At 51.7% G+C, this 26,144-nt stretch carries 26 protein-coding genes; 17 read left to right on the plus strand and 9 right to left on the minus strand.

Features of this window, described 5'->3' with window-relative positions; genetic code table 11:
• Window positions 1–75 precede the first annotated feature (75 nt).
• The 15 genes from D9980_RS24700 (at window position 76) to D9980_RS24775 (ending at window position 14,740) form a co-directional block, all read left to right on the plus strand.
• Window positions 76–1,380 (plus strand): efflux transporter outer membrane subunit, encoded by a 1,305-nt coding sequence (locus tag D9980_RS24700; RefSeq protein WP_370454361.1) that lies wholly within the window; start codon window positions 76–78, stop codon window positions 1,378–1,380.
• Window positions 1,381–1,384: 4 nt separating this feature from the next.
• The gene (locus D9980_RS24705; protein WP_121608704.1) at window positions 1,385–2,635 is read left to right on the plus strand and encodes a beta-ketoacyl synthase; all 1,251 of its coding nucleotides are present in this window, start codon (window positions 1,385–1,387) and stop codon (window positions 2,633–2,635) included.
• Complete coding sequence (locus D9980_RS24710; protein WP_238393665.1) at window positions 2,632–3,441, plus strand: MaoC/PaaZ C-terminal domain-containing protein; 810 nt, start codon at window positions 2,632–2,634, stop codon at window positions 3,439–3,441. The genes D9980_RS24705 and D9980_RS24710 overlap by 4 nt, the downstream gene beginning before the upstream one ends.
• A gap of 16 nt (window positions 3,442–3,457) precedes the next feature.
• The gene (locus D9980_RS24715) at window positions 3,458–3,706 is read left to right on the plus strand and encodes an acyl carrier protein (RefSeq protein WP_121608706.1); all 249 of its coding nucleotides are present in this window, start codon (window positions 3,458–3,460) and stop codon (window positions 3,704–3,706) included.
• 4 nt (window positions 3,707–3,710) lie between these two features.
• Window positions 3,711–4,445, plus strand: a complete 735-nt coding sequence (locus D9980_RS24720; RefSeq protein WP_024483502.1) for an SDR family NAD(P)-dependent oxidoreductase — start codon at window positions 3,711–3,713, stop codon at window positions 4,443–4,445.
• A 352-nt stretch (window positions 4,446–4,797) separates the two neighbouring features.
• Window positions 4,798–5,358 (plus strand): tyrosine-type DNA invertase, encoded by a 561-nt coding sequence (locus D9980_RS24725; RefSeq protein WP_024529774.1) that lies wholly within the window; start codon window positions 4,798–4,800, stop codon window positions 5,356–5,358.
• A 464-nt stretch (window positions 5,359–5,822) separates the two neighbouring features.
• Window positions 5,823–6,371, plus strand: coding sequence for a tyrosine-type DNA invertase (locus D9980_RS24735; RefSeq protein WP_121608708.1), 549 nt, complete (start codon window positions 5,823–5,825; stop codon window positions 6,369–6,371).
• A gap of 499 nt (window positions 6,372–6,870) precedes the next feature.
• On the plus strand, window positions 6,871–7,404 hold the full coding sequence (locus D9980_RS24740) for a fimbrial protein (protein ID WP_121608709.1): 534 nt from the start codon (window positions 6,871–6,873) through the stop codon (window positions 7,402–7,404).
• A 93-nt stretch (window positions 7,405–7,497) separates the two neighbouring features.
• Window positions 7,498–8,175, plus strand: coding sequence for a molecular chaperone (locus D9980_RS24745; protein WP_121608710.1), 678 nt, complete (start codon window positions 7,498–7,500; stop codon window positions 8,173–8,175).
• A 103-nt stretch (window positions 8,176–8,278) separates the two neighbouring features.
• Entirely contained in the window at window positions 8,279–10,846 is a 2,568-nt protein-coding gene (locus D9980_RS24750) for a fimbria/pilus outer membrane usher protein (RefSeq protein ID WP_121608711.1), read from the plus strand.
• A 6-nt stretch (window positions 10,847–10,852) separates the two neighbouring features.
• On the plus strand, window positions 10,853–11,881 hold the full coding sequence (locus D9980_RS24755; RefSeq protein WP_238393666.1) for a fimbrial protein: 1,029 nt from the start codon (window positions 10,853–10,855) through the stop codon (window positions 11,879–11,881).
• A 71-nt stretch (window positions 11,882–11,952) separates the two neighbouring features.
• Entirely contained in the window at window positions 11,953–12,480 is a 528-nt protein-coding gene (locus D9980_RS24760; RefSeq protein ID WP_121608713.1) for a fimbrial protein, read from the plus strand.
• A 176-nt stretch (window positions 12,481–12,656) separates the two neighbouring features.
• Window positions 12,657–13,349: a response regulator transcription factor gene (locus D9980_RS24765; RefSeq protein WP_121608714.1), complete on the plus strand. Its 693-nt coding sequence runs from the start codon at window positions 12,657–12,659 to the stop codon at window positions 13,347–13,349.
• 9 nt (window positions 13,350–13,358) lie between these two features.
• Window positions 13,359–14,060: a response regulator transcription factor gene (locus D9980_RS24770; protein WP_024529781.1), complete on the plus strand. Its 702-nt coding sequence runs from the start codon at window positions 13,359–13,361 to the stop codon at window positions 14,058–14,060.
• A complete protein-coding gene (locus tag D9980_RS24775; protein ID WP_121608715.1) occupies window positions 14,057–14,740 on the plus strand; it encodes a LuxR C-terminal-related transcriptional regulator in 684 nt (227 codons plus the stop codon). The genes D9980_RS24770 and D9980_RS24775 overlap by 4 nt, the downstream gene beginning before the upstream one ends.
• Window positions 14,741–14,846: 106 nt before the next feature.
• Here D9980_RS24775 and D9980_RS24780 read toward each other — a convergent pair whose 3' ends face one another.
• The 9 genes from D9980_RS24780 to nadC all read right to left on the minus strand — a co-directional run bounded on the left by D9980_RS24780 (window position 14,847) and on the right by nadC (window position 24,145).
• Window positions 14,847–15,758 carry a LysR substrate-binding domain-containing protein gene (locus D9980_RS24780; protein ID WP_121608716.1) on the minus strand — a complete coding sequence of 304 codons (912 nt, stop codon included), beginning with the start codon at window positions 15,756–15,758 and terminating at the stop codon, window positions 14,847–14,849.
• A 211-nt stretch (window positions 15,759–15,969) separates the two neighbouring features.
• Complete coding sequence (locus D9980_RS24785; protein ID WP_121608717.1) at window positions 15,970–16,626, minus strand: LuxR C-terminal-related transcriptional regulator; 657 nt, start codon at window positions 16,624–16,626, stop codon at window positions 15,970–15,972.
• A gap of 46 nt (window positions 16,627–16,672) precedes the next feature.
• Entirely contained in the window at window positions 16,673–17,764 is a 1,092-nt protein-coding gene (locus D9980_RS24790; protein WP_162304326.1) for a hypothetical protein, read from the minus strand.
• A 55-nt stretch (window positions 17,765–17,819) separates the two neighbouring features.
• Window positions 17,820–18,341, minus strand: a complete 522-nt coding sequence (locus D9980_RS24795; protein ID WP_121608719.1) for a fimbrial protein — start codon at window positions 18,339–18,341, stop codon at window positions 17,820–17,822.
• A 15-nt stretch (window positions 18,342–18,356) separates the two neighbouring features.
• On the minus strand, window positions 18,357–19,031 hold the full coding sequence (locus tag D9980_RS24800) for a hypothetical protein (RefSeq protein WP_121608720.1): 675 nt from the start codon (window positions 19,029–19,031) through the stop codon (window positions 18,357–18,359).
• Window positions 19,000–19,692: a pilus assembly protein gene (locus D9980_RS24805; protein ID WP_121608721.1), complete on the minus strand. Its 693-nt coding sequence runs from the start codon at window positions 19,690–19,692 to the stop codon at window positions 19,000–19,002. Before D9980_RS24805 ends, D9980_RS24800 begins: the two co-directional genes overlap by 32 nt.
• A gap of 35 nt (window positions 19,693–19,727) precedes the next feature.
• Window positions 19,728–21,983, minus strand: coding sequence for a TcfC E-set like domain-containing protein (locus D9980_RS24810; RefSeq protein WP_121608722.1), 2,256 nt, complete (start codon window positions 21,981–21,983; stop codon window positions 19,728–19,730).
• A gap of 283 nt (window positions 21,984–22,266) precedes the next feature.
• Complete coding sequence (locus D9980_RS24815; protein ID WP_121608723.1) at window positions 22,267–22,770, minus strand: CS1 type fimbrial major subunit; 504 nt, start codon at window positions 22,768–22,770, stop codon at window positions 22,267–22,269.
• 484 nt (window positions 22,771–23,254) lie between these two features.
• Window positions 23,255–24,145 (minus strand): carboxylating nicotinate-nucleotide diphosphorylase, encoded by an 891-nt coding sequence (gene nadC, locus D9980_RS24820; RefSeq protein WP_121608724.1) that lies wholly within the window; start codon window positions 24,143–24,145, stop codon window positions 23,255–23,257.
• A gap of 396 nt (window positions 24,146–24,541) precedes the next feature.
• Here nadC and D9980_RS24825 point away from each other — a divergent pair, with 396 nt between their 5' ends.
• Together D9980_RS24825 and ampE are read left to right on the plus strand one after the other, a co-directional pair.
• Entirely contained in the window at window positions 24,542–24,910 is a 369-nt protein-coding gene (locus D9980_RS24825; protein ID WP_121608725.1) for a hypothetical protein, read from the plus strand.
• A 355-nt stretch (window positions 24,911–25,265) separates the two neighbouring features.
• Complete coding sequence (ampE, locus tag D9980_RS24830; RefSeq protein WP_024483482.1) at window positions 25,266–26,120, plus strand: beta-lactamase regulator AmpE; 855 nt, start codon at window positions 25,266–25,268, stop codon at window positions 26,118–26,120.
• Window positions 26,121–26,144 lie beyond the last annotated feature (24 nt).

Raw genomic sequence — 26,144 nt, forward strand, 5'->3', positions numbered from 1 at the left:
TTCTCTCTAGCCATCTTGTTGCCCCTGCTGCTGGGCGGTTGTGGTTCCTTGACGAAAAGCGATTATCAGCGGCCAATGCTGTCGGTGCCCGCCGAGTGGCGAGTGCAGGATACCGGTTCTGGCTATCTGCAACACAATGACCACTGGTGGGATAACTTTGAGGACCCACAGCTCTCGATGCTGATCGGACGAGCGCTGACCAGCAACAACGATCTGGCCATCGCGGGCATACAGCTCCAGCAGGCCCGATTGGCGGCCGGGTTAACCGATACCAATTTAACGCCTGATGTTTCAGTGACGGGTAGCGCCAACAACAGCAAAAACCTGCGGAATAATACTACTCCGACGGAGTCTTACAGCACGACGGTGTCGCTGAGCTATGAGCTGGATCTCTGGGGAAAATTGGCACGTGCCAGAGAACAGGCGCAGTGGCAGGCTGAAGCCACGGAGCAGGATCGGCAAAACACCGCGCTGACGCTGATCGGCAATACGGCGCAATATTATTGGCAGATCGCCAACCTTAACCAGAAGATAAAACAGCAGCAAGCGGGTCTGGAAATCAGTCAGCAGACGCTGGCTCTGGTGCAGTCACGTTATGCTTCCGGTGCTGCCGGACAGCTCGATCTGTTACAGGCGAAACAGTCGTTGCTTAATCGCGAGAACACCTATCGCACGTTGCAACAGCAGCGGGAAGAGAACCGTAATGCGCTGGCGATCCTGTTTAACCGTTCGCCCACCGATCGTCAGGCAGAGCGCAGCTCGCTGGATATCAATCAGGATGTGCCAATTGCCAAAGTGCTGCCGGTTGAGGTCATTGCCCGCCGTCCAGACGTGAAGGCGGCGGAAGGGCGTCTGCGAGCAGCCCTTGCCGGTTCGGATGTGGAGCGTTTAAGCTTCTATCCATCGCTGTCACTGGCTGCGTCACTCGGCTCTGCCAGCAGCATTTTCTCTCAATGGTTCAGCAATCCGGTCAGGACGCTGGGAGCCAACGCTGCGTTGCCGTTTGTGCAATGGAACACGGTGCAATTGACCATTGAGAAGTCGGATTTGGACGTCAAACAGGCGGCGATTGTCTTTCGCAGCCAGGTCTACAACGCGCTTGCCGACGTGGATAACGCCATGTCGCAACGGCTCAGCTATCAACAGCAAAAAATCAATCAGCAACAGAATCTGCAGCTTAGCCAGCAGCGCCTGGTATTGGCCAGAAGCCAGTACCAGGCGGGGGCCGTCTCATTCCAGAGCCTACTGGATGCTGAGGACGATCTGCTGACCATCGAAACCAATTTGTCAGATCTGCAGTACAACTACCTCAATGCCACTATGAAACTGTGGTTGGCGTTGGGCGGCGGTGTGGAAAAAGACAGTGATATAACAGGATGAGATCATGAATAAAGATGCTTTGTCACGTCGCGTGGTGGTTACAGGCTTTGGTGCGGTCACGCCATTGGGGATGAATGCCGAGCAAAGCTGGGCGGCGATTATGGATTATCAGTTGGGCTACCGCTATTTCGATCGGTCCGCCGTGGGGATCCAGTCACGTTTCTTCGGGGTGATCGACGATGAACCCAGCCTGAAAGGCGTTCCTGCAGCGATCCGTCGCCGCCTGCCACGTTTTGCCCGCCTGGCGTTGGGGGCGGCCCGCGAAGCGATGGAGATGGCCTTCCACGGGGAGAGCCCGGCGGCCTATTACGATCTGCTTGAGTGCGGCACCATCATCGGCAGCGGATGGGCGGGTCAGGATGAAACCCATATTAATTACGAAGGCTATCTGCGCACCGGGTTGGGTTCGCCGTTTGGCTGTTTCCTGTCCATGCCGAATGCCGCAACGGCGGCCTGTAGCCTGTTTTGGGGACTGCGCGGCTATCAGAATAGCCCGATTGCTGCTTGTGCTACCGGGACGATCGCCATCGGCGATGCGTTTGAGGTGATCCGCAGTGGCCGTGCCTCGATGATGCTGGCCGGGGCTGGCGAGTCGCTGTGTACCGATGCCGCCGTATGGAACATCGATATCCTGCGCGCCTTGGCGAGTGAGCAGGATGATGCCAGCAAGGCCTGCTGCCCGTTCAGCCTCGATCGCAACGGCTTTGTCCTTTCCGAAGGTGCAGCCGTGTTGTGCCTGGAAGAGCGCGAAGCCGCACTGGCGCGTGGGGCAATCATCCTGGGGGAAATCAAGGGCTATGGCAATTACTCCGATGCCTTCGACTTTACCGCACCGGCGGAAGACAAGATTGCCCGGGTGAAAACCATCCAGCATGCCTTGCGCCAGGCCGGGGTAACGGCGGAGGAGATTGACTATATCAACGCGCATGGCACGTCTACGCCTCTCAACGATCTGAATGAAACCCAGGCGATCAAGCTGGCCTTCGGCGAGGCGGCCTATAGCACCCCGCTTTCCAGCACCAAGTCTTACTCCGGGCATTTGATTGCGGCGGCAGGCAGCTTTGAATCCATCATCTGCCTTCAAGCGTTGCAGCATCAGCTGATGCCTGCCACCTGCCACCTGAAAAACGCCGATCCGGAGTGCGATCTGGACTACATCAGCGAAGGGCATCGCCCGGCCCGATTACAGAATATCTTGAATCTGAGCTTTGGTTTCGGTGGTGCTAACGCGGCGTTGGTTATCGGGCAGGCATGAGCATGATCCTCAACTACACCCTGCGTGATGCTGAAGAGTGGGCCGCCTTTTCCGGCGACTACAACCCGATCCATTTTGATCTGCAGCACGTGCGCAAAATGGGGGCCGATCAGCTAAGTGTCCACGGGATGCGTGCGATGCTGGACATGAAACGTCATCTGAGTGCGGTGTTGCTTGCAACTCCGCTGGAGCATGACTTTTATGTTTTCAGCGCTCGCATGCGCCGACCGGTGCTGTGCCAGACGCCGTATCACTTGCAGATAGCGGGCAGCGGCAAGCAGATCACCGGCAAGATGCTGGACAGTGTCACGCAGGAAAGCTGTTTCAACAGCAAACTGGCTCCGGCTCAGTCGTTAGAGCTGGTAGCTTCTGAGTATGAGCATGCGCTGACCGTTAACGAGGTGATGGCTCTCAGCCTGCGGTTCCCGGGACAGGCATCGGAGGCCACTCAGGCGTGGAGTTTCTTTGACGCCCTGCTGTTCCAATTGCTGGTGAAATCCCCGGAAACCTTGGCGGCGCTGACGACGGCGCTGCCGGAACTGCAGGTCGCTACGCTGGTTGAGGTGTTTGCTCAGATCCCGGTGGTACAGACGCACCATGAGACCCACTTCAGCGCCCGATTATTCAACCCCGAAACGCTATTTGAACCCGAAGATCGGCTGTACTACCGCATTCAGCCGATGCTGATTATCGGGGACCGAAGCAGCGGATTTGTGTTACGCGCGGTGATCGAGGCCAGAACGCAGCGGCAAGCGTTGCTTGTCACCTCGGTGACCTTAAAAACATGGCCAATGGCCGACAACTAAACATAGGGATATTACCATGGGAAATTACCAACAGGTTTACGACACCGTTACTGAAATGATTTGTGATGCCAAAGATCTTGAGATGGCCGATCTGGCACCAGAGATGCCCCTGCAGCAGTTGAAGCTGGACAGCCTGGACTATGTGGAGCTGATGGTGCTGGCCAAGCGTGAGTTCGGAGTCACGCTCAACGCCGAAATGTTCATCAATCAGCCGAATATGACGCTGGGTGAGCTCTGTCAAAGCCTGGCTGACACGCAAAAGTAATCCTATGACTAAACAATGGGTATTAGTGACCGGGGGTAGCCGGGGGATTGGCCGCGCGTTAGTGGAAGAACTGGCCAAGCAATGGAACGTGGTGTTCACCTGCCGTAGCGGCCAGTCGGCCAGCGCGGCGGTGATTGCGACCTGCGCGGGTTTGCCGGGTTGGGTGGAAAGCTGCGTCTGTGACGGCAGTGACGAGCAGGCGGTGAACCTTGTGGCTCCACAGTTGCTGACACGCCTCGGAGCGCCTTTTGCGGTGATCCACAACGCCGGGATCACGCTGGATGATTTGCATATCCAGCAAACCGGTGAGCGCTGGCGGCAGGTGATCGACACCAACCTCAACGCCATCTTTTACTGGAACCGTCACCTGCTGCCCGCCATGATGGCGCAGGGGGAAGGGGCGATGGTGCTGATGTCTTCAGTGACGGGCATCAAGGGCAACACCGGGCAAACGGCTTACGGGGCCAGTAAGGCGGCGATGATCGGCATGGGGAAATCTCTGGCGCTGGAAGTAGCCCGTTTTGGTATCCGGGTGAACTGCCTGCTGCCCGGGATTATCGAAAGCGAGATGACGCAGGCCATTCCGCCGGAGGCGCTGAAGGCGCTGCGCAAGCAAATTCCTCTGCGCCGCCTGGGCAAAGCCAGCGAAGTGGCGCGTACCACCGCGTTTCTCATCGGTGATGATAGCCGTTATATGACGGGGCAAAGCCTGATCCTTGACGGGGGTTTGACCGTCTAAGGCAAGCCTGATTAACTCTTCTATTGGGGTATCTCTGCATACCCCAAGTGTTTTCGATAACTCCCTATTTCCTCACTTCAGAGCATACGCGAACACCCCCTCCTTCTATCAAATGGTGAGTCTAGCTTACGATTTGCGTGGTTAAATAAAGCACCGATGTTAAAATTGCTTGTTCAAAAAACAGACTGTCCCACACGTTATTACTACGATGTGAAATGAATAAATGGCACTAAACCCGCTGAAATTCGATTTATTCCACAAAGTTATGATGAGCATCAGGTTGTAGCTTGACCAGAATTTTCTTATGTCGTTAAATCCAATATCTGGAAAAATGTGTATAGGGAAATACCGCATGTCGGCTAACACCAATCGTAAGTTTTTGAGCATGGATGAAGTACAGCGTTTACTTGATGCAATTCCTGATCATAAGAATACCGTCCGTGATAAATGTATGTTGCTGGTTTGCTTCATTCATGGATTGCGCGTCTCCGAACTCTGTAATCTGCGCCTGCAAGATTTGGATTTACTCAGCAAAAAATTGTACGTTAATCGCCTGAAAAATGGCTTTTCTGTCCAACATCCGATCCAGCCGCGTGAACACTCCGCACTGGTCAGTTGGCTGGCCCTGCGCCCGCAATATCTTGAAGCAGACAGTGATTTTCTGTTTCTTTCACGCCAGGGGGGGCGGCTTTCTCGCCAGCAGATGCATCGCCTGTTTCGCGAGTACGGTGAACTTGCTGGACTGAATGTCCCCGTACATCCGCATATGTTACGCCACGCCTGTGGCTATGCGCTGGCTGATGGCGGCATCGATACTCGCTTAATCCAAGATTATCTGGGTCATAAAAATATTCAGAATACGGTAATTTATACAGCCAGTAACGCGGGGCGCTTTCGCTCGATTAGAATATAATTAAAACCTGCTTGAAAAGCAGTTTATTTAATTCATCTATAATAGTTAGACTCATCCAACCTAGGTTGAGTCTAATATTGTATATATAGCCACCTCTAACCTATTATGCAGTCATGGATAAGAATGTTATGAAGATATAATATATAAATCCAATGTTGGCTACTGCACTCATTATTGATAGAGTATTTCATTACATTGTGAATGAATTTTTTCGGATTTATCTCCCACTTAAGAAAGAATAATCCTTTAAATCATAGGGTATTGGCTTTTCTATGGCGTTTCTTTTTTTTTGTCGGATATCCTTAGCAATTCCATGGCTGTTGTCTTTTTTCCTCTCCGCTATACTGATTCTGGGATAGGTTGAAGCTGTAGCAACCCTTGCATCAGCGATCCTATGAATCTTGTAGGTATGTAAAAGGATGAATAGCCCTGCACATTTTTTAGTAAAGTCACAGTGAGGCACTATGAATAATCGCAAGCATCTGACTCCTTCCGAAGTTGCGCGTCTGCTAGGAGCTACTCAGCATGGTAAACATGCTGAACGCGATTACTGTTTGATTTGGATGTGTTTTATCCACGGATGTCGCGTCAGTGAGATCAACCGCTGGCGCCTTTCCGATATCGATTTGGAGGGAAAAAGCATTTATATCCATCGCCTGAAAAACGGCTTTTCCACCATTCATCCTTTATATGCCAAAGAACATAAAGCGTTACGCGCCTGGTTAAAGGTCAGACGCACTTATCGAGGTGCGGACAGCGACTGGTTATTTCTTTCCGAGAAGGGAAACCATCTATCCCGCCAGCGTATCTACTGGTTAATGCGTAATTACAGTGAGTTGGCTGGTCTGGAGATTAACGCTCATCCTCACATGCTGCGACATGGTTGTGGATTCGCGCTGGCAGACCGCGGGATAGATACTCGATTGATTCAGGATTTTCTTGGGCATAAGAATATTCAGCACACCGTACTTTATACGGCCAGCAATGCGCGGAGATTTAAAGAAGTCTGGTAAACAAAATGTAATAATTTAATTCACCCGGTACACTTTGAACTAAACTGTCACGCACTCTAGGGATTATCTTTTCGCGAGTCAACAAATTTGTTGTGGCAACATTCCTAATTTTTAAACAATGAATAATATCAATGATTTGAGTTGGTTTCGGGACGATTATTTATCATTGAGCTCTCCCCATTAGTGGCTGTTCATGCCCACTCCTGACTGGTCTAAAAAATCCCCCTCGGCATTGAAGATAGTCTTAATGTTTCATGTTTGTTCATTAATTGCTCACTGGTTGAAGTTTAATGCTGGTGGCTAAGAATTTTCAGCATAAATATTTGGACGGTACACTTTAGTTCAAAATGACTCGTCGGTTAGACAAGGCTTAACGGCCCGAGCAGTTATTTAACGGGCGAGGTTATCGCTAGGAACTAAATAAACAGGGAACGACATAAGGCTATGTCAAATAATTTTGCTATGCACATGGGTGCATTACATTAAAGGAAAGTGTTGTATGAAAAAGAATCTGATTGCTGTTGCCGTATTGGCCTCTTCTGTGTTTGCCGTTACCGCTGCTGCTGCTGCTGATGGTCAAGTGGATTTCGTAGGTAAAATCACCGACGACGCTTGTGTTGTGACTAACAACCCAGGCAGCCCACTGCAAGTGAATCTGGGTGAAGTCGCTACCACTTCTTTCAACGTGGGTGGCGTTCCGACTGCGGGTGTTAAATCTTCTGCAACCAATTTCACCATCAAATTGACAGGTTGCCCGGCTGCGGCAACTCAAGCTGCAGTCAAATTTGACGGTATCGCTGTGTCTGGTGACAACACCGTTCTGGCACTGACTGCTGGTGGCGCAACAGGTGTTGGTATTCAGCTGAGCGATGACGCTAACGCTGTAGTTCCATTGTTTACCGCATCTAAATCATATCCACTGGTTGCGGGTAATAACGATCTGAAATTCGTTGCACGCTATATCTCTACCTCCGCCACCATTGGTTCTGGTGTTGCGAACTCCACTGCAAGCTTCACCCTTAACTACAACTAAGACTTTACCAATTCGACGTAGAGATTAGTTGTTCTGATTTCAGGCCAGCGGTAGTTGAGCTGGCCTTTATGTCTCATTTCACGGGGTGTTTGTATGAAATTTATTCCTGCCACAGTGCTGACGAGCTTGCTGATGATGAGCTGTGCTGCTCAGGCCGGTGTGATTGTGGGCGGTACGCGTCTGATTTATGAAGGCGGTAAAAAGGAGTCTTCACTGAGCGTCAGTAACCCAGACAAGGGGCCGTACCTCATCCAGACCTGGGTAGAGACCACCGCAGGTGGCGCTGAGAAAGCCCCCTTTGTGGTGACCCCGCCGCTGTTCCGCCTGGATGGCGACCAGAAAAACGTCCTGCGCGTGGTGCGTGCCGGGGGCAATCTGCCCTCCGATAAAGAATCGTTGTATTGGATGAACATCAAGTCCATCCCCGCCGCCAGCAAAGCTGAAGTCCGCAATACGCTGCAAATTGCAGTGAAGACGCGCATCAAGCTGATTTACCGCCCGCAGGACATCAAAGGCACGCCGGAGCAAGTCACAGAGAAACTGACCTGGCAACGCAGTGGTAATAACCTGCAGGTGACCAACCCGACGCCGTTTTATATGAATTTCTATGAAGTGAAGGTTGGAGGCAAGAAATTGAGTGATGTGACCTATGTGGCTCCGATGAGTACGGCAAGCTTTGCACTGCCAACCGGAGTGAGCGGCGGCCCGCTCAGCTGGAAGATTATCAATGACTACGGGGCTGTAAGCAAAGAGCAACTCGCGGCGTTGTAGCAGGACTTGCAAGGTATAGCGTTGATTGAATAGGCATCCCCACAGGCCGTGGGGCACAGGACACAGGGGGGGATTTTACCCTGCAGGCAATGGAGTAAAACGGATGAATAACAATAAAAGCCAGGCCGGGCATTCGCCACGCATCAGCAGGCTGGCTTATTTGATTGCTACCCAGCTAGCATTGATGGGAACCCTATCCTTTAGCGTACAGGCGCGTGACTATTTTAACCCTGCACTGCTGCAAATGGATAACCCAAACCAGGGCGCGACAGATTTAACGGTTTTTGAGGAAGGCATAGGTCAGGCACCAGGCACCTATCGGGTCGATATCTATCTCAATAACGAACAGCAGGACACACGGGATGTGACGTTCAGTATGCAAAAAGGGGCTGATGGCAAAGAGCATCTGCAACCTTGTCTGAGCGTAGAGCAACTTAATGCCTTGGGGGTGAAAACCGATTTATTCCCAGGGCTCGGTGATGCCAAGTCACAATGCGCCAACATCAGTGCCATTCCCCAGGCCAGCGCCAAGTTCCGTTTCAGCGAACAGCAATTACTGATCAGTATTCCTCAGGCAGCCCTCTCACAGAAAGCACGTGGTTACGTTCCTGAAAGCCAGTGGGATCAAGGTATCCCGGCATTGCTGCTCAACTACAGCATGAGCGGAGCCAACACTTATGCACGTAATGGTAATAACCAAGACAGCAACAGCCAATACGTCAACCTGCGGCCAGGTGTCAACCTCGGGGCGTGGCGGTTGCGTAATTACACGACCTGGAGCCGAAGCAGTGACGGCCAGGATAAATGGGACACCATCTATACCTATGCCCAGCGTGACATTATCGCGCTGAAAAGTCAGATGACGCTGGGGGATAGCAGTTCGCCTTCGGACGTGTTCGACAGCGTACCGTTCCGTGGTGGGCAGTTGGCCTCGGACGACGAAATGATACCGGACAGCCTGAAGGGCTATGCGCCAATGGTACGGGGTATTGCACGAACCAATGCGCAGGTGATTATCCGCCAGAACGGCTACGTGATTTACCAGACCTACGTGGCGCCAGGTGCCTTTGAAATCAATGATATGTTCCCTACCGGGGGCAGCGGTGACCTGATGGTGACCATCAAGGAAGCCGACGGTAGCCAACAGCAGATAGTGGTGCCGTTTGCCTCGCTGCCAGTGCTGCAACGTCAAGGTCGTTTGAAGTACTCGGTCACCAGCGGACAGTACCGTTCTTATGACAACAGCATAGACAAGACCCTGTTCAGCCAGGGTACGGCGATTTATGGTCTGTCCAATGGCTTTACTGCCTACGGCGGTGGCCAGTTTGCCAGTAAGTACCAGTCTGTGGCCTTGGGGCTGGGCAAAAACATGGGTGACATCGGTGCCATATCGGCAGACGTGACCCAGGCATGGTCTACGATGCAAGACCAACCTAAAACCGATGGCCAATCATGGCGAGTTCGTTACAGCAAGAACCTGGTACAGACGGGTACCAACTTCTCGATTGCCGGATACCGTTACTCAACCGCTGGCTACTACAGTTTGCAGGAAGTATTGGACACCTACCGTGACGGTAGTAGTTACCGGCTCACCGACCGCAAGCGCAACCGCAGCGAGTTGACCATCAGCCAGAACCTGGGAGATGCGGCGGGAACCCTGTCATTAAACTGGGTCAGCGAAGACTACTGGAACAGCGATCGTACCTTACGCTCGATTGGTGCCGGCTATAACAACAGCTGGAATGGTATCAGCTACGGGTTGAGTTACAGCTATAACGAAAACTCGACGGCCAGTGGCAACAGCAGTGGCGCCGTTTATGACCGCGATCAGATATTTGCGCTTAACGTCAGCATACCGTTGGATCGTTGGTTGAGCAGGACTTATGCCAGCTACAACCTGAACACCAGCCAGAAGGGTTCCACCAACAATTCCGTCGGCCTGAACGGCACGGCGTTAGCGGACAACAACCTGAGTTGGGGCTTACAGCAAAGCTATGGCAACAAAGGCATCGGCAACGGCGGCAACCTGAATGCCGACTATCGCGGTACCTATGGGGAAGTGTTGGCGGGTTATGCCTACGATCGCAACAGTCAACGTCTGAACTACGGCCTGCAGGGCGGCATTATAGCGCACCAGAACGGGGTGACCTTCGGCCAGCCGTTGGGGGAAACCATTGCGCTGGTGAAAGCACCAGGAGCCGGTGGTACGGGGGTTAACAACCAGACCGGGGTTAAAACCGACTGGCGTGGTTATGCCATCGTGCCGTACGTCAGCCCTTATCGCAAGAATCAGGTGCAGTTGAATACCGAAACGCTGGCGGATGACGTTGAGGTGGAGTTGACCTCTCAGAACGTGGTGCCAACCCGTGGTGCTGTAGTTCGAGCCAACTTCCAGGCCAACGTGGGCCAGCGAATACTGATGACTCTGTTACGGCAGGGCGGCGCACCGGTACCTTTCGGTGCCACGGTGAGCGATCCGGCACAGAAAACAGCACAGGGCTTTATCGTTGGGGACGGTGGCCAGGTTTATCTGACCGGGATGGCAGACAGCGGCAGCCTGAATGTGAAGTGGGGCAGCGGTTCAGACCAACAGTGTCAGGTGAGTTACTCACTGACAAAACAGACAACGGAAAGTGCTGGCATTCAGATGCTGAATGCGCAGTGCCGGTAAGGAACGATGATGAAGTTAATCAGGTTAGTTAAATTTACATTGGGCGGCCTGCTGTGCCTGTTTTCCGTATCCAGCTTTGCGGCAACCGGGTGGTGTACCACGGTAGGTGGCACGAAGATATATAACTTCCCCTTTGTCAAACAGTTCGAAAATCCAGGGGATAACTCGGCTGGCATGTATTATAAGCAGACCTATCAGTGGAATTTAGGTGGGGATTATGCTGCCAATTGTGATTGTACAGACTCGCCCATAACCTTCTATAAGGCAGAGGTGCCCAGCAATCTGACCTTTACAAGGGACTATGATGGCTTACATTTTTATTCAATAAATAGATATTTGGAAGTTGCCACTGAATTGTGGGTCGGAGGGGGTAAGCAGGCAAATATTGCTACCCCATTCGCTAGCGTAAGCAACCTGTATCCCAGCGCTTGCAAGGGTATGACCAACTGGACGTCCGGTAGTAGTGGTTTTGTGTCTTTGTACTTTACCAGGCCATTTGTGGGGCAGGTCGTCATACCCAGCACCAAGATCCTGGACCTTTATGGTTCAAAAGTCGATAAGTCATTTGGTGGGGTGCCGATGTCATCTATCTATATGAGCGGATCGGTAACGGTACCACAATCTTGTGAAATTAATGCCGGGCAGGTCATTAATGTCGACTTTGGCAATATCAGGTCAAATGACATCAAGACTCCCGGTGCCATTGCCACAGGCTTTACCCCCAAAGTCGTTAATATGACGCTGGCCTGTAACAATATTTCTAACGGTGTTGTCGTCAGCTTATCCTTTAGTGGAGAGCCATCGAGTGGGGACCCAACCGCATTGAAGACGGACAATAATGATATCGGGGTTCGGGTACGCGACGCGAACAATAATATCGTGCCGCCGGTCAATGGAAGTTTGCCCGTCACCTTCGACTATTCCTCACAATCTGGCTCCAGCTCTATGAGTCTGGCACCCATGAACGTGACTGGCAATACCCCGGCGGTAGGACAGTTTAAGGCCGTAGCCACCATTAATGCCGAAATTAATTAAGTTTTTTAACTCAAGGAAATCAGGCAGGAATTCCCTGCCTGGAATATAGACGGGAACAGTAAGGAAACATCATGAAAAAACAAACTCAACGTACGCTGCTGGCCTTATTGGTTTTGGGGGCTGGTGTTCATCAGGTTGTGGCAGCCCCAACTCAAGTCAATATTACCGGCGTTGTGGTCGCTTCACCCTGTACGGTAGACACCACCAACTCAGATTTGAACGTCAATCTGGGGACCAATATTCAGGCGAAGGACCTGGCGACGGCAGGAAACACCTCCACGGCGGTGCCATTCAAGCTGGTAGTGAAGGACTGTCCGACGACAACCAGCAAAGTTACCGCAACATTTAGCGGCACGGCGGACGCTGCGGCTGGCGGGCGCTACGCGACGACCAGCGGTACGGGTATGGCAGATAACGTGGCGGTAGAAGTTAAACAGGATGTGGCTCCGAATGCCCTGCAAAACCCAGGATCTACCATGGATATGACGGTGGTAGGAACCTCGGCAACATTTGCATTGAGAGCCAGTGCTTATGCCAAAGGGGCGGTTACGCCGGGTAATATCGCTGCGGTAATGTCAGTCGATTTTACCTATAACTGATGGAGCAAGATCAGTTCGCGCGGCGGGTAAAACACGGTCAAGTTTAGACGGCCGGCGTTGGTTTACCTAGCCGCTGTGTGTATTGGCGTAGCAAGCTTTAACATCGGCACCCAGGTCTATTTTGGGTGCCAGCACCTATCAGGACAAGCTGAGTCATTAATAACGGAACTATTATCATGATGACATCAACCGTATGGAACAACACACCCCTACCGAAAATGCAGACGGCATGCCGCATCGACCGGGTATTGCTCATGGATGCTTGCCCGATAACGCGTGCCGGGATCTGCTCTGCATTCCAACCACCACAGTTTCAGGTCATGGATTGTGTGCATGTAGAAAAGGTGTGCGATCTGCCAGTGGCGATGCAGCAAGGCAAGGTGGATGTAGTGATCACCGAGCTGTGTGGCGAAGGTGAATCGGTATTGGAGGGGCTGCGAATGATTAGCCATTTACGCCAGTACTGGGCACGGGTGCCGCTTATCGTTGCCACCTCTTTGCAGGAACCGCACCTGCTTGCACAGTTGAGAACGTTGAGGGTCAGCGGTATCTACCTTAAACAGGATCCCTTGTCATCACTGACACAAGGCGTTCTCTGCGCGATGGCGGGGTTGTCCAGTCTTAGCCCGTCAGCGGTGAACCTGGTTGGCAATGGCGCGCCGTCATTATCGCTAACCGGACGTGAGATGGACGTACTGGAGTGCCTGTTTGCTGGCAGAACCGTGACAGACACGGCGCGGGTGCTAGCTCGGGATGTGCGCACCATCAGCACCCATAAACGCCGTGCCATGATTAAGCTCGGCTTCCATAGTGATAGCGATCTCTATACTCGTGGAGATTATCTAGCGCGTAATGGATTACTGATCTAGGAGTCGCTCATGAATACGCCTTTATCGGTTGTCAAACTGGCCGTTGTTGCCCCTATCCCCTTGCTTCAGGCAGGGATGGCACATTTTATTCAGAACCTTGATCCCCCTATGCATCTGGTGGTGATGGTCTCTTCGCTTGAGCAATTGCTGGCGCAATGGGCGCCGCCACAAATTGACCTGTTGGCGGTGGTGCTCAGTGGCTCGCCGCAGGAGATTGCTCGCGACACGCAACAGTTGCTGATGCTCTCTGAACGTGCGCCCGCGCTGCGTATTGTGGTGTGCACCTATTGCCGGGACATTGCGTTGTTGACGCGTTTGAATCTCCGGCCGCACATCAGCCTGCTTGCCCGCCAGGAGTCGCAGGAGCAGACTCGCCGTGATATGGCACAGGCGCTGACCGGTGCCAAGGTTTGTAGCCCCAGTATGGCAATGTACCTGCTGCACAGTGCCACTCCTGCGCAAGTGCAGGACAGTTTGGTGGTGTTGACGCAGGCGGAACATAAGGTACTGGAGTACTTGCAGCAAGGAATGAGCGTTTCTGACGTGGCTGATTTACTGCATCGCAGTGTCAAAACCATCAGCGCACATAAGTGCAATAGCATGCGCAAGTTGGGGGTTCGCAATGATGCGGAACTGTTCCAGCATTTACGCAGTCAGGTCACTGACACACCCTACAATACGCCGAATTCCCCCTGGTATGTAACGACATGATTAACCAGAAGCGGTACCGCGTGGCAGTAGTTTCACCGTGCCGTTTCTTTCAGGCTGGGATCTGGGCGTTGCTCAACACCCACTCGCTAACGCGGGTCTGGCACTGCCAGAAAGCCGCTGAAGCACAATGGTATCTGGATGAACAGCCGGTGGATGTGCTGGTGATGTCATTGCACGTTGGGCAACAGGCAGACTTATTGCTAGCCTTGCGCTTTATTCAGCAGGCGCGTATCTCTTTTCCCGGCGTCGCGCTGATGGTTATTCTGGATGACCCCATTCCTTATCTGGTGACTCGGTTGCGCCGTCTGGGGGTGAGACATATCGTGGATCTGGGGCAACCGTTAGTCTTGTGGCATACGCAGTTACGTCAGATTCTATTGGGAGAGGATAGCCGGGCTGGCTGCACTTTACCGGGGTGTGATGAGGAAACGTTGTCTATGGGGGAGCGGCAGGTGGTCGAGTACCTGATACAGGGGATGACTCCCGCCGAAATTGCCGCGCTGACGAAGCGCAGTATCAAAACCATCTCCACACAGAAGGGCATAGCCATGCACAAGCTGGGGATCCGCCACTATGCCCAACTGATCGCGATACAAAGCGTCTTTACCGACAGTTGGCTGCCCCATGATGGAGTCCAGATGGTCGGGGAGCTGACCCCAAGCCTTTGGTACTACGGCTGAATTTATCAACCCGAAAGGGTGAAACCGGTTTAGTCCCTGTTATCCAGACATTCCCTCTCCGGGCCCACGAATCATAATGTTAAGAAACAGTTAGGGAAGTAATAGGCTAACTCCAATCGTAATGCTGACTTTCCAAACGGAATTCATTCATCAATTTTTTAGCTGCCAAGGTTAAAGGGCGCTCGGATGAGTAGATTAAGCTGAAGTTAGCTTCGGGCAGCGTTTCTTTTACAGGGATAATGCAAAAGTTATGCATTAATGGATTATTGTTAACCATCTCTCCGGTTGCAATGGTTAAATAATCGGAATTAATCATCATCTGCATCGCAGCAACACCCGTACCGCGCATGATGGACCTGTTTTTCTGGTTGCTGTGTTTAAACAATAATTGCTCTAACTGATCGTTGTATCCCATTTTTGTGACGGGTAAAAACCAGTCAGCCTCTTGTAACTCGACCAATGAGGTACAATTAGCCAATGGATGTCCTTTACGAGCATAGATAAAGTAGTGGGTATGGATTAAGGACTCTTGGGTTAATCCGCTTAAATAATCTAAAGGAGCATGGGCACATATGATAAAGTCTAACTTGCCACTCCGTAGATCGGGCAGTAATTCGGAGACGTGCCCCTCAAAGTTGGTCACGCATGACTTTTTGTTTTTTAATTTGAACCGCTTTATTGCACCAGGGAAAATGGTCAAAATAGGTAGCAATGATAGCCCAATGGTCACTGGGCCTGATGTTGAAAGATTATAATGTTCGATTTCATCCAAAGCACGATCTAACTCATTTAATACCAACTCAATACGAGAGTTAAATAACCGCCCCACATCGGTAAGGACCACACCAGCGTTTCCTCTTGTCATCAGGGAGATGCCTAATATTTGCTCTAACTCCTGCAGGCTGCGTGTTACTCCTGGTTGCGACTGGCCAAGTGCTTTAGCTGCGTTGCGAATACTGCCATGCAGAAGAACGGCTTGAAACGTTTGGAGTTGTTGCAGCTTGGGTAGGTATCTCATATTACCTCTTTTTATGTGTCGCAAACTTTATTTAAACGAAAGGCGAAAAATTCATGTAAATACCATGCCTCAGGAGAATCTGTAAATAGGAACATCCGCAATTCAATATGTTTAATAATCCATAAATCTATCGTTGTCATTATAATTTCATCGCTAATGATTACATTGTCATGATTATTTTAAAGTGTAAGGTTGCCTCATGGTTTTAAATTTATTTGTCTATGATATTTGACAAGGATCCGTTGACTGTAGCTTTTCTATTGTAGTCTTTGATCATCAGCGGTTGTAATGAGCGGATACCTAACTTACACAGTGCCGACCGTTTATGACTGCTTACGGTCTTCGGGCTGATACGCATGTCGTAGGCGATGTCGACCGTTTTTTGCTCATCCAGCAACCTCTGCAATACCGTCATTTCACGTGGTGAGAGAGACGGGGTTGTGGAATACCGCTGCGGGGAACGGCATGTGAAAGGCTGGAAAGTATTGAGTAGTTGAAATTCCAGTGTCTCTACCGAACTTGAGATATCCAATATGGCCAAAACATTCTTGAATTCGCAAATATAGCGTCCCATAACGCCGAAAGACACCATATCGTTAATGAGTATGGTCTTTACCCTTGGGTTTACCAGGTAATATTCACCGAGCAGGTGTAGTGTGGCTGACGGGTTGCTCACCATGCTACTCAGGGTCATGATTAAGACGTCGGGCGCAGGCCCCGAATTTAACAGTTTGATACACTGGCTAAGCCTATCTAAACTGGCAATGACTTCGTGTTCAACTACCAGATGTATATCTTGCAAAGTTGCCTCAATTCCCCTGCGGGTAAAATAGCAGGGACACTGAATGATTATTTTTTTATTAAGCATACTACCTCCTGGAGATTTAACCACCTATCCGTGCGACTTACATCAGTTATGCCTTTGGGGTAATAATAAAGTTCAATGTGTCAGAGTGAAGGCCTTCCTTGGTTGACGCATTTTTGAATAGGTTTATTTTTGGCGTCCAACACATTTCACTATGGTCAGACGAGTAATTGTTCGCTTGTCCTAAAGTGATATAATTTGGAGTGCCTATTGCCGGGAAATTAAAGTTGTTGGCGCTATTACCATCATTACTCGCTAACTGCAAATTATAAAATAATTGGCTGCTATCTGGGCCCGGTAGCGTAAACAGGTTGCGCCCTCCTTGTGAGCTGGCGCTATTGGTTACAGCCACCGCATATTGCTTGTTGGTGACTCCCGCCGTCACGTATCGCACGCACAGATTGTTATTGTTAACATTGTTTATCGTTACTGGGTAGCCGGTGCCTGCAGAGGTGACATTTGGTATGTCAACCAGGTCGGTCGTTTGCAGCATCCACTCTGGCGAATTCATGGTAAATTCGGGGTCGACAGGCATTATCTCTGTCACTGGCGGTGGGGTCACGGGGGGATTGCTCCCACTACCGAAAGAACAGCTACCCTTGGTATAGTTAGGTATGAACCAGTAGTTTCCAGTCCGTCCTTCACCGGTTGAACTGACGGCAGTGACATAAACGACTGCCGCGGGGTAAGCATTATTTGCGGTTGTCGGCTTGATAGTAAATGTCACGCTCCCATTTCTCCCGGATGTGAGTACCAGGGCACCTGTCCCTGGTGGTCCGAGGACTAATCCAGGAGTAGCACTCGAAGGCGTACCCCGGACTGCAACCAAAGAGGGCAGGCTGAGATCTTCAACCGGTACCGGATTCCAGACAAAACTTGTCGAGTTCATGCCGCCAGTGCCAGAAATAGTTGGAATTTTTATAACGAGGTAATTAGACACTGCTGGGCCAACGCTAGCGCCACTTCCAGCGACTATGGTGGTCATAGTAAAACTGACCTGCCATTGTTGATTACCTATATTGGTAATCATACAGCTAGACAGATCGGTTCGGTACCACTCGCCAGCTAACGCTGGATTGAGCAAACTACACAGCTGAAAGATGCCGGGAAGGGCCAGCGCTAGGGAACGTCTGTTCATCATAATTCCTTGATAAAATAAATCTGGTTCAAAACACCGTCATCACTGGGGATAAACGTTATATATTGACTTCAAACAGCAACATCAGCTCACCCACATAGTCGCCAGTGATATCACCCCGAGCCCCTGCAGGTTGATGAGCTGACACCGACAGTAGATAACTCCCTACCGAGGTATCTCCCAGGGGGATCGGGTTGCTGAAATCTATCGGCGTAGCACTTAATGTCTGCAGCGTAGTCGTACTGCTGCCAAACTCGACCAGCGCGGTGCTGAACGTCAGCGAGGGGTTCGTACTGTGGGTCAGGATCAACGGGTTAACCAGCGTGACGCTGAAATTGTGCTCATTACGGATGCTGACCTTCACCGGCACTTGAGCTTGATAAAGGGTGATGTCTCTACCGCTGCTGTTATCCAGCGCCAGTGTGTCATACCAGCCACCCACCGGTTTTTCTACCGTAATTTGTGGCAGGTTGGTCAGGTTGATGGTGATCGGCACCCCACGCAAGGGGGAGTCGGCTGCATTTGCCGCAATTCCTGGCAGCAACAACGCCGCCGCTATCATCTGTTGCCATAGCTTCATGGTGCTCATTCCTTTTTATGCGCCACACTGCAGGGTAAAAGTGTTGTCCTGCGCCTTGCCGCGTAATGTTTTGCCAGCCATATGACGCGGCGTGCCAGGGTAGACGTTAAAGCTGTCCACGGCCTTGCCATCCTGCATCAGTTCACTGAACTCAACCCGCACGTTGCCGGTCGCTGCCAACTCTATTCCTTCCGATCCGCAGCGGTGCTGCCAGGCGGTGGTAGGGTTAGCGGGCAATTGGCGCACCAGGCCCATATACCCCAGATTGACCACCATCACATTTCCACGGGTGCCGCTGATGTTGAGCTTCTGCTGTGGAATAACCGAGAGCCGATACACTTTTTCCTGCTCAGGCTGTTTCAACGCCTTCAAATGTAACCGTTTTTCCTGGCGTGGGCCCAGCGACAGCTTGAACGGCGCGGCATATAGGTAAGGCGTTTTGATGATACCCAAGGGTATCCGCTGTTCCTGTTCTGGCGGTACGCCGGGGTTAACCAGTTCGAACAGGCCAATTTCGACAAACTCGGATTTATCGCCGGTATTGATCACGCTCACTACTGCCTCTTCGCCTGTCATTTCGACGATTTTCGGTCTGATATCAATCAGCGCCTGTGCCATTCCCCAGGGGATCGCATAGAGCACCATCGCCGCTGCGGCCTTACGGGCAGCGCAGATCAAAGGGTTTTCCATCGGCTTGGCCTTTCAGGGCTTTCACTGGGAATACGCGCGGTAACCCCGGGAAGATTTTTTGTGCATTCGGCATGCTGCCCGCCGGAACCGCCTGCAAACCGCTAAACAGCGTATGCATGTTGCCGGTGGAGGTCAGCTGTAGCCCGCTGGCTTGGCATTGGTGAGCCCAGCCGTGGGTTTGTGAACCGGAGGAGGGTAAGTGGTTCACTAAAACTCCATAGGCTATGCCAAAGGTGATCGGTGCCTTGATTTTCTCTTTGCTATCCTCACCCACCACTTTGATGCTGTTGATTGGCACGATGTATAAGCGATAGACGGTCTCTTTGGCTGGTGCCTTCAGCACCACCAGCTTGATGTCGCGCTTTTGGCCCGGGCCTAAGGTCAATTTGGCCGGGTTAGCCATCATTTCCGGCACGGTGAGATCGCCAATCGGCGTTTTACGCTCTGGTTTTTCACCGGGATTTTCAATGCGCACCATATCGATTTTCAGATACAGGGGTTTATCCCCAAGGTTACTGACCTGAACGGTACGATTCTGATCGCCTTCAACGGTGCTGCGTGCGGGCATCACCATCAGTTGGCCATCTGCCAGAGTTAACCCACTCATAGCCAATAGGGAGCTTGCCAGGGTGATGTGCAAAGGGCTGATTATCGATTTCATTTTTCCACTCTATTCCATGCGTTAACCGCCAGCCTTTACAGGTGCCGGCAGAGGTAACGGTTGTTTTTCTGGCGTTGACTCAGATCGCATTGATAACGCCCCTGTTTGCCATTGACGGTGACCACCTGCAGCATCATCGACGTCGCTACCGAGAACAGACCGTTCGGGTAGACGGTATCGCCGGTTTCTTGCAGCGTACCGCTTACCGGTAACCCGTGGCTGTCCATCATGAAACCGTTATACAGCAGGCTCATTTCGACCTCCGCCATCACCGGGTACACCTGCCCTGGATGGGCGCGAAGAACGTTGGCTGGCAGGCGAATGTTCATATCCGAATTGGCATCCACCGACTGCGCGCGGGCGAAGGCCACGTCCTGATAGCTGGCCAGTGGCACCGCATAAGTGCTGCCACCGGCAACCGGAGAACCTTCGACCTTGAAACCGTACTTCACATCGCCTAACGCAGGCGTAGTCACCAGCATTGCGGCACCGCTCGGGCTGGTACGCCCCAGGGCAATACCGTCGCGGCTTGCCGCCAGCATGCCGTTGTAGTTAAAGCTGGTGTTGGTGATGCGATCGTCTACACCGATGCGGCCGGATACGTCACCACGAGAGCCGCTGCGGCGGGCGTTGACGCCAATGGCGTTGGTACGGCCGATTTCACTGAAGTCCAATCCGGCGTAGGTTGTGCCGTTGACGTCTTCAAACTCACGGCTATAGCTGCCGCCAGTGTGCAATTTACCGCCGTTATAAGCGGCATTAAACGTACCGGTGTTACGGTCCAGCATGATGGTGGTATTCAGAAACAGCCCGTAGTTGTTGTTGCTGATATCAAACCCGCCCTTCTGTAAACCAGCAGAAATCACCGCCCAGACTCCATTACCGCGCACGTTCCAGGTGCTTTGTAACTGGTGGCGCTCGCTGCGCGCGAAGCGGCTGTAGTTATAGGCCATACGCGTTGCCCCGAACTGCCGGCTGTATGACAGCGTGGTGCTGTCATTGCCCCGATAGAAATCGGATACCGTGGTGTTCTGGTACTGCGAGGCACTCAGATAGCCTAATAGTGGGTTGCCAACGCTCAGACTGGCATAGCCACCGACGCTCTTCTCGCCCGCCATGACGCCTGCGGTAGGGGTGATATCCACATCGCCAACCTGCATGGGGCGGGTGATATTGTGTTCCATCGCCCATTTTTTACCCGTCCCTTTGAGCAGCGCACTACTCATGGCAAACCAGTTGTTGCTGAAGTTGGCCCCGGCGCTCGCCAGGTTTTCCTGGGTATCCAGTTCTTTACCCAAGGTGATGAACCAGCCAGCACCAGCCCCATAGTTCAGGTTGGCGATCTGTTGGTTTTCGCGGCTAACCACTTGACCACTCCGGTTGACCAGACGGATTTCCAGGTTGTAGAAGCCGCCCGGCAACTGGTTGTAGTCAATCTCGTTGCGGCCAATCGTGGCAGGTAGGCGGCGGATCAGGCGCCCGTCGCGGTAGAACTCGTAGTCACCATCGCTGGTGGCGAACAGCACCATCTTGCCAGCCGACTGGTTATCGCGTTTGAGGTTATCCTGGCTGCCGAGGGTGACAAATTGGTCAAAGCTCGGGCTGATAGTGGTGCTGACGCTGCCGGCCGCAAAATCCCGGCTGTCCTGGCGGCCACTGCGCAGGTAAGTGCTGGAGAAGTTTTTCTGCAGATACCAGGTACTGACACCCTGATCGTTAGTCTGGGTATCGTAGCTTTTGCTCTCGTTGTAATACCAATTCAGGTAGCCATAGCTCTGGAATGGCATGCCAAGATAGGCCTGACCCATCGCCGCAACCGAGTGGTAGTTGTTGGACGCGGTGCGCACATCCAGCGATTGGTTATGGATAAATCCCATCATGGTCTGTGGCTGCACGTAACGCTGCTTGCCATCGGTGATGGTGAGCGACTGCTTGACCTTGTCCAGCGAAACGGTCTGACCACTGATGGTATAGTCGCATCCATTGGGGCAGACGGCGTAGGGGATTTGCGTCAACACTTTGTTCAGCAGATCTATCTGCTCGGTTGGGATACCGTTGTGGCGGAACAGTGTTTCATCAAAAGTCAGGCGGTTCTTCTGCGCGGACCAACTGATCGCACCTGGTAAGGGCTTGCCATCCAGCGTGGCGAGAAACTGCATGGATTTGTCCTGTTCGGCCTCGGAAAAACCCGCAGGAACCTGGTATTCAATTTGGGCATTATCTGCATAGGTTGCTGCTGATGGTGCCAGCAGCAATAATCCGGTTGCCCATCCTGGGATAGCTTTGGCCATGGAGAGTCCGTTCCATAAGTAGATTAAAGAGTGCCGCGAATAATTGCTTAACCAAAACTCCTGGTTAAATTAAGCAATCCGTCATTGAGTGGATTTTAATAATTTCATAACACGGTAATTGACACTAAGCCGAAATCACCATGATGAAAAATAGCGGCGATGACGATAAATGATAGGGTTAAAAATATAACCCTATCTTTACTTCTATATTTTAGGGCTGAGTCTCATCCCATTATTGGATAACTATCAGACCAAACATAGTCAGCTTGTCAAAGGTAAAATCTTATGGCATTGGTTCGAACAGCATCACCAGATCGCCCTGGTAGTCACCGTTGGTGGTGGAGCCAGTAACAGCAACAGTTGGTGCATCAGCATTGATCTTCAGGGTGTAGGTATTATCAAAACCACCGGTTACCGGGGTGGTCTGAGTGAGTTCTGCAGCAGCTGCAGTGCTCAATTCCAGGCCGCCCAGAGTCACTTTTACGGCGGATAACTGAGTGCTATCTCCACGGACCACGGTCAAAGGTTGAACCATGGTTACATTAACTTGGTCAGTGGTGCTGTAAATACGAACTGGCAAATCGTTAGAGGCGAACTTGGTCTGATAGCGATCGCTGGCGAACAGTTCTTCAGTGTCGTACCAGGTGCTGCCATCTGGCTTGGAAACAAAAATCGCATCGTTAATGGTGGCAACGATAGAGATTTTTTTGTTGATGCCAGGGGCGGCGTTAGCCAGGCTGGACGACAGAATGGCAGCAGCGACTACAGACAGAAGGATCTTTTTCATGTTTTTCCCTTATTAAATGATTTTGACGTCCTTATCGTTAAGAAACGTCTCCTGCGTTTATTACTGAGCTTTATACAAATAACCCTTTCGAAAGGTTATTTGGAATGAGTTCAATCCATGATCAAAATATTCAGCAAACATAAAATTCTATAGGATAAAGATTAGCTTAATAGCTAAGATATATCTGTGTTGTCAGCGGCTGGCACTATAGGATCATTCTTTGTTTTATGTAAGATAATATTTATTTATAGGCGATGCGGATTAGTTATACTTCTGTTTCGGTCAGGAGCGGTTCGGTAGATTGCGGCAGCAGGTGATAAGTTTGGAGGGCTATGTATTGGTATTGATCGGGGATATCGAGAACAAGCAGGGGTTATGCTGATATGGGCGAAAAAATGGCAATTTGAGGGCGCCGCATGCTGCGCCCTACGTAGTGAGCCGGCTTTCAACAACGCCCCAGGAAGAGGCGTTGCCAATAACCGGATCAGTTAAAACGCATTGACAGATCGAGCGCGGTAACGTGTTTGGTCAGCGCCCCGACAGAGATATAATCCACCCCGGTTTCGGCAAACTCGCGCAGGGTTTGATCGGTGACGTTGCCGGAAACTTCCAACTGCGTGCGTCCCTGGGCCAGGGCAACGGCATCACGCATCATCTCGACGCTGAAATTATCCAGCATCACAATATCGGCACCGGCATCCAGCGCCTGTTGCAGCTCATCCAGCGATTCTACTTCCACCTCTACCGGCACGTCGGCGTGCAGCCAGAAGGCTTTCTCTACCGCGTTTTTGATCGAGCCAGAAGCAATGATGTGGTTTTCCTTGATCAGGAAAGCATCCGAGAGGCCGAGACGGTGATTGCTGCCACCGCCGCACAGCACGGCATATTTCAGCGCGGTGCGCAGGCCGGGCAGTGTCTTGCGGGTATCCAGCAGCCGGGTTTGCGTGCCTTGCAGCAGTTCGACATAGCGGTTTACCGCCGAGGCCACGCCGGACAGCGTTTGCACAAAGTTCAGCGCGGTACGTTCGCCCGTCAGCAGGATACGCGCCGGGCCGCTCAGGCGGCATAGCGGCTGGTTGGGTACCAGCTTATCGCCATCTTCCACCAACCACTCGATCTTCACTTGCCCACCCAGTTGTATAAACACCTCTTCCAGCCAGCGGCGGCCACAGAAAACGCCGGGTTCACGGGTGATCACCGTGGCATTGGCCTGCTTATCTGCGGGTAGCAGTTGTGCGGTGATATCGCGCTCGGCATCTACGGTTCCCCCAAGATCTTCACTCAGCGCCTGGGCGACGGTGGCAGGGACATCATTGGCAATACGTTCGAGAAGCGCGGTACGGCGGCTGTCGGCACTGTAGCGACGGGTCGGCATGGCAAACTCCGGAAATGGGCTATAAGCGGTGAATGCACATGCTACCCTGTTTTATATCCCCGCGCCAGCCGCTAGTTCTACGTAATATCAATAGGTTAGTGATGCTGTAATCCCCCTCACCCTAACCCTCCCACAGGGAGAGGGGACTGAATGTGCCACAATTTTACTCCCACATCTGACCTTAACACGGGCGCGACAATGCAGCGCCCCTACGGCGTGCCACCTTAGCCATGCTGCAAGTTGTTCTACCGCCAACACAACCGCATTGAATATCTCAACCCTCCATTATTTGGCATACTGTTTATCCAGACAGTGTCCTGCTGGATAAATAAAATCATCAATAGAATTTTGCAATAACTTATAACTTACACTACAGGTGTATTACGAGGATTTAATATGAAAAAATTACCGTTAAATGTTCTCTATCGACTGTATAAAGCCGAAGTTGGCGATACCATTGATAATACTTATGTTCGTCTAACAGGCGGTTGGATGACCAATGATGATCGTAGTGTCGATGATAATGGGTTGCTCCAGAGAAATACTACCTACCAGTTCGCATTTAAGGATTTATCCGATGGGCAATACTATCAGACAAGTCAAAGTGCCACAGAAGTGATCGTTCCCGATTCCTTCGGTTACTCTGTGGTAAGGTATAAAGAGCCATTCAGTGATCCCTCGAATTACCCTCTTTCCGTGAATACTTTCCAATACTCAGCAATTAGAGTGAGTGTGTCTGAATATACGGAAGCGTTGGAGCCTTAATATTATTGAAGGCCAATGGTGACGAACGTGTTTTTTAACCTATAACGTTTTCATCATAGGGTAATCAGGCCTATATTCAGTATTAATAAGATGCTGGATATAGGCCATTCACCGCGTTATTTTAGGACTACCTTTGAGAAACGAAAAAGAGTGTACGTTAAGATAATTTTTTGTACTGACTGACATCAACAGGCCGCGACTGCCGGGGACAGTGCTTGATGTGGCGGCGCAGGTAACTAATCCATTTATTATCAACGCATTAAATTCACTTCGCGGAAACATGCTACTCTGCTGCTGGCACTCGTCCCATCGCAAGCATTATGCTGGGGAACAGACAGAAGGAGAGGATTAGCTAATGACGCTGTTTACGCTGTTACTGGTTTTGGCGTGGGAACGCCTGTTTAAACTGGGTGAGCATTGGCAGTTGGATCATCGTTTAGAAGTGGTGTTTCAGCGGCTGCATCGGTTTTCTTTGGCACAAACGTTGGCAATGACCCTGGTCTGGATGTTTATCGTCTGGGGCATCCTGTGGTTGGCCCAGGGCCTGTTCTTCGGCGTTGTGGCGCTACTGCTGTGGATTGTGATTGGTCTGCTGTGCGTTGGGGCCGGGATCACACGCAAACATTATCGGGCCTATTTGCAGGCCGCACGGCAGGGCGATACCCACGCCAGCGATCAGATGGCGGAAGAGCTGGCGCTGATCCACGGTTTACCGGTGGATTGCAGCGAGGCAGAGCGCTTGCGTGAACTGCAAAACGCTTTGGTGTGGATTAACTATCGTTACTATCTGGCACCGCTGTTCTGGTTTGCGGTGTGCGGGCCATACGGGCCGCTCGCTCTGGCAGGCTATGCTTTTCTGCGGGCCTACCAAACCTGGCTGGCACGGCATCATTCACCGCTGCAACGCTCACAAACGGGGATCGACTTCCTGCTGCATGTGTTGGACTGGATCCCGGTTCGTCTGGCTGGGGTGGCGTATGCGCTGATTGGGCATGGTGAAAGGGCACTGCCCGCGTGGTTTGCTTCGCTGGGGGATCGTCATACTCCGCAGTACCAGGTATTGACGCGTTTGGCGCAGTTCTCTCTGGCCCGTGAACCGCATATGGACCCGGTTCAGACGCCGCGTGCAGCGGTAACGTTAGCGCGTAAAGTGACCCTGATTGTGGTGGTGGTCGTGGCGATATTGACGATTTACGGTACCTTGCTCTGAAGGTAACGGCGGGCGCCGAGTGGC

It is taken from the genome of Serratia sp. 3ACOL1 (genome assembly GCF_003668775.1).
GTDB classification, from domain to species: domain Bacteria; phylum Pseudomonadota; class Gammaproteobacteria; order Enterobacterales; family Enterobacteriaceae; genus Chania; species Chania fonticola.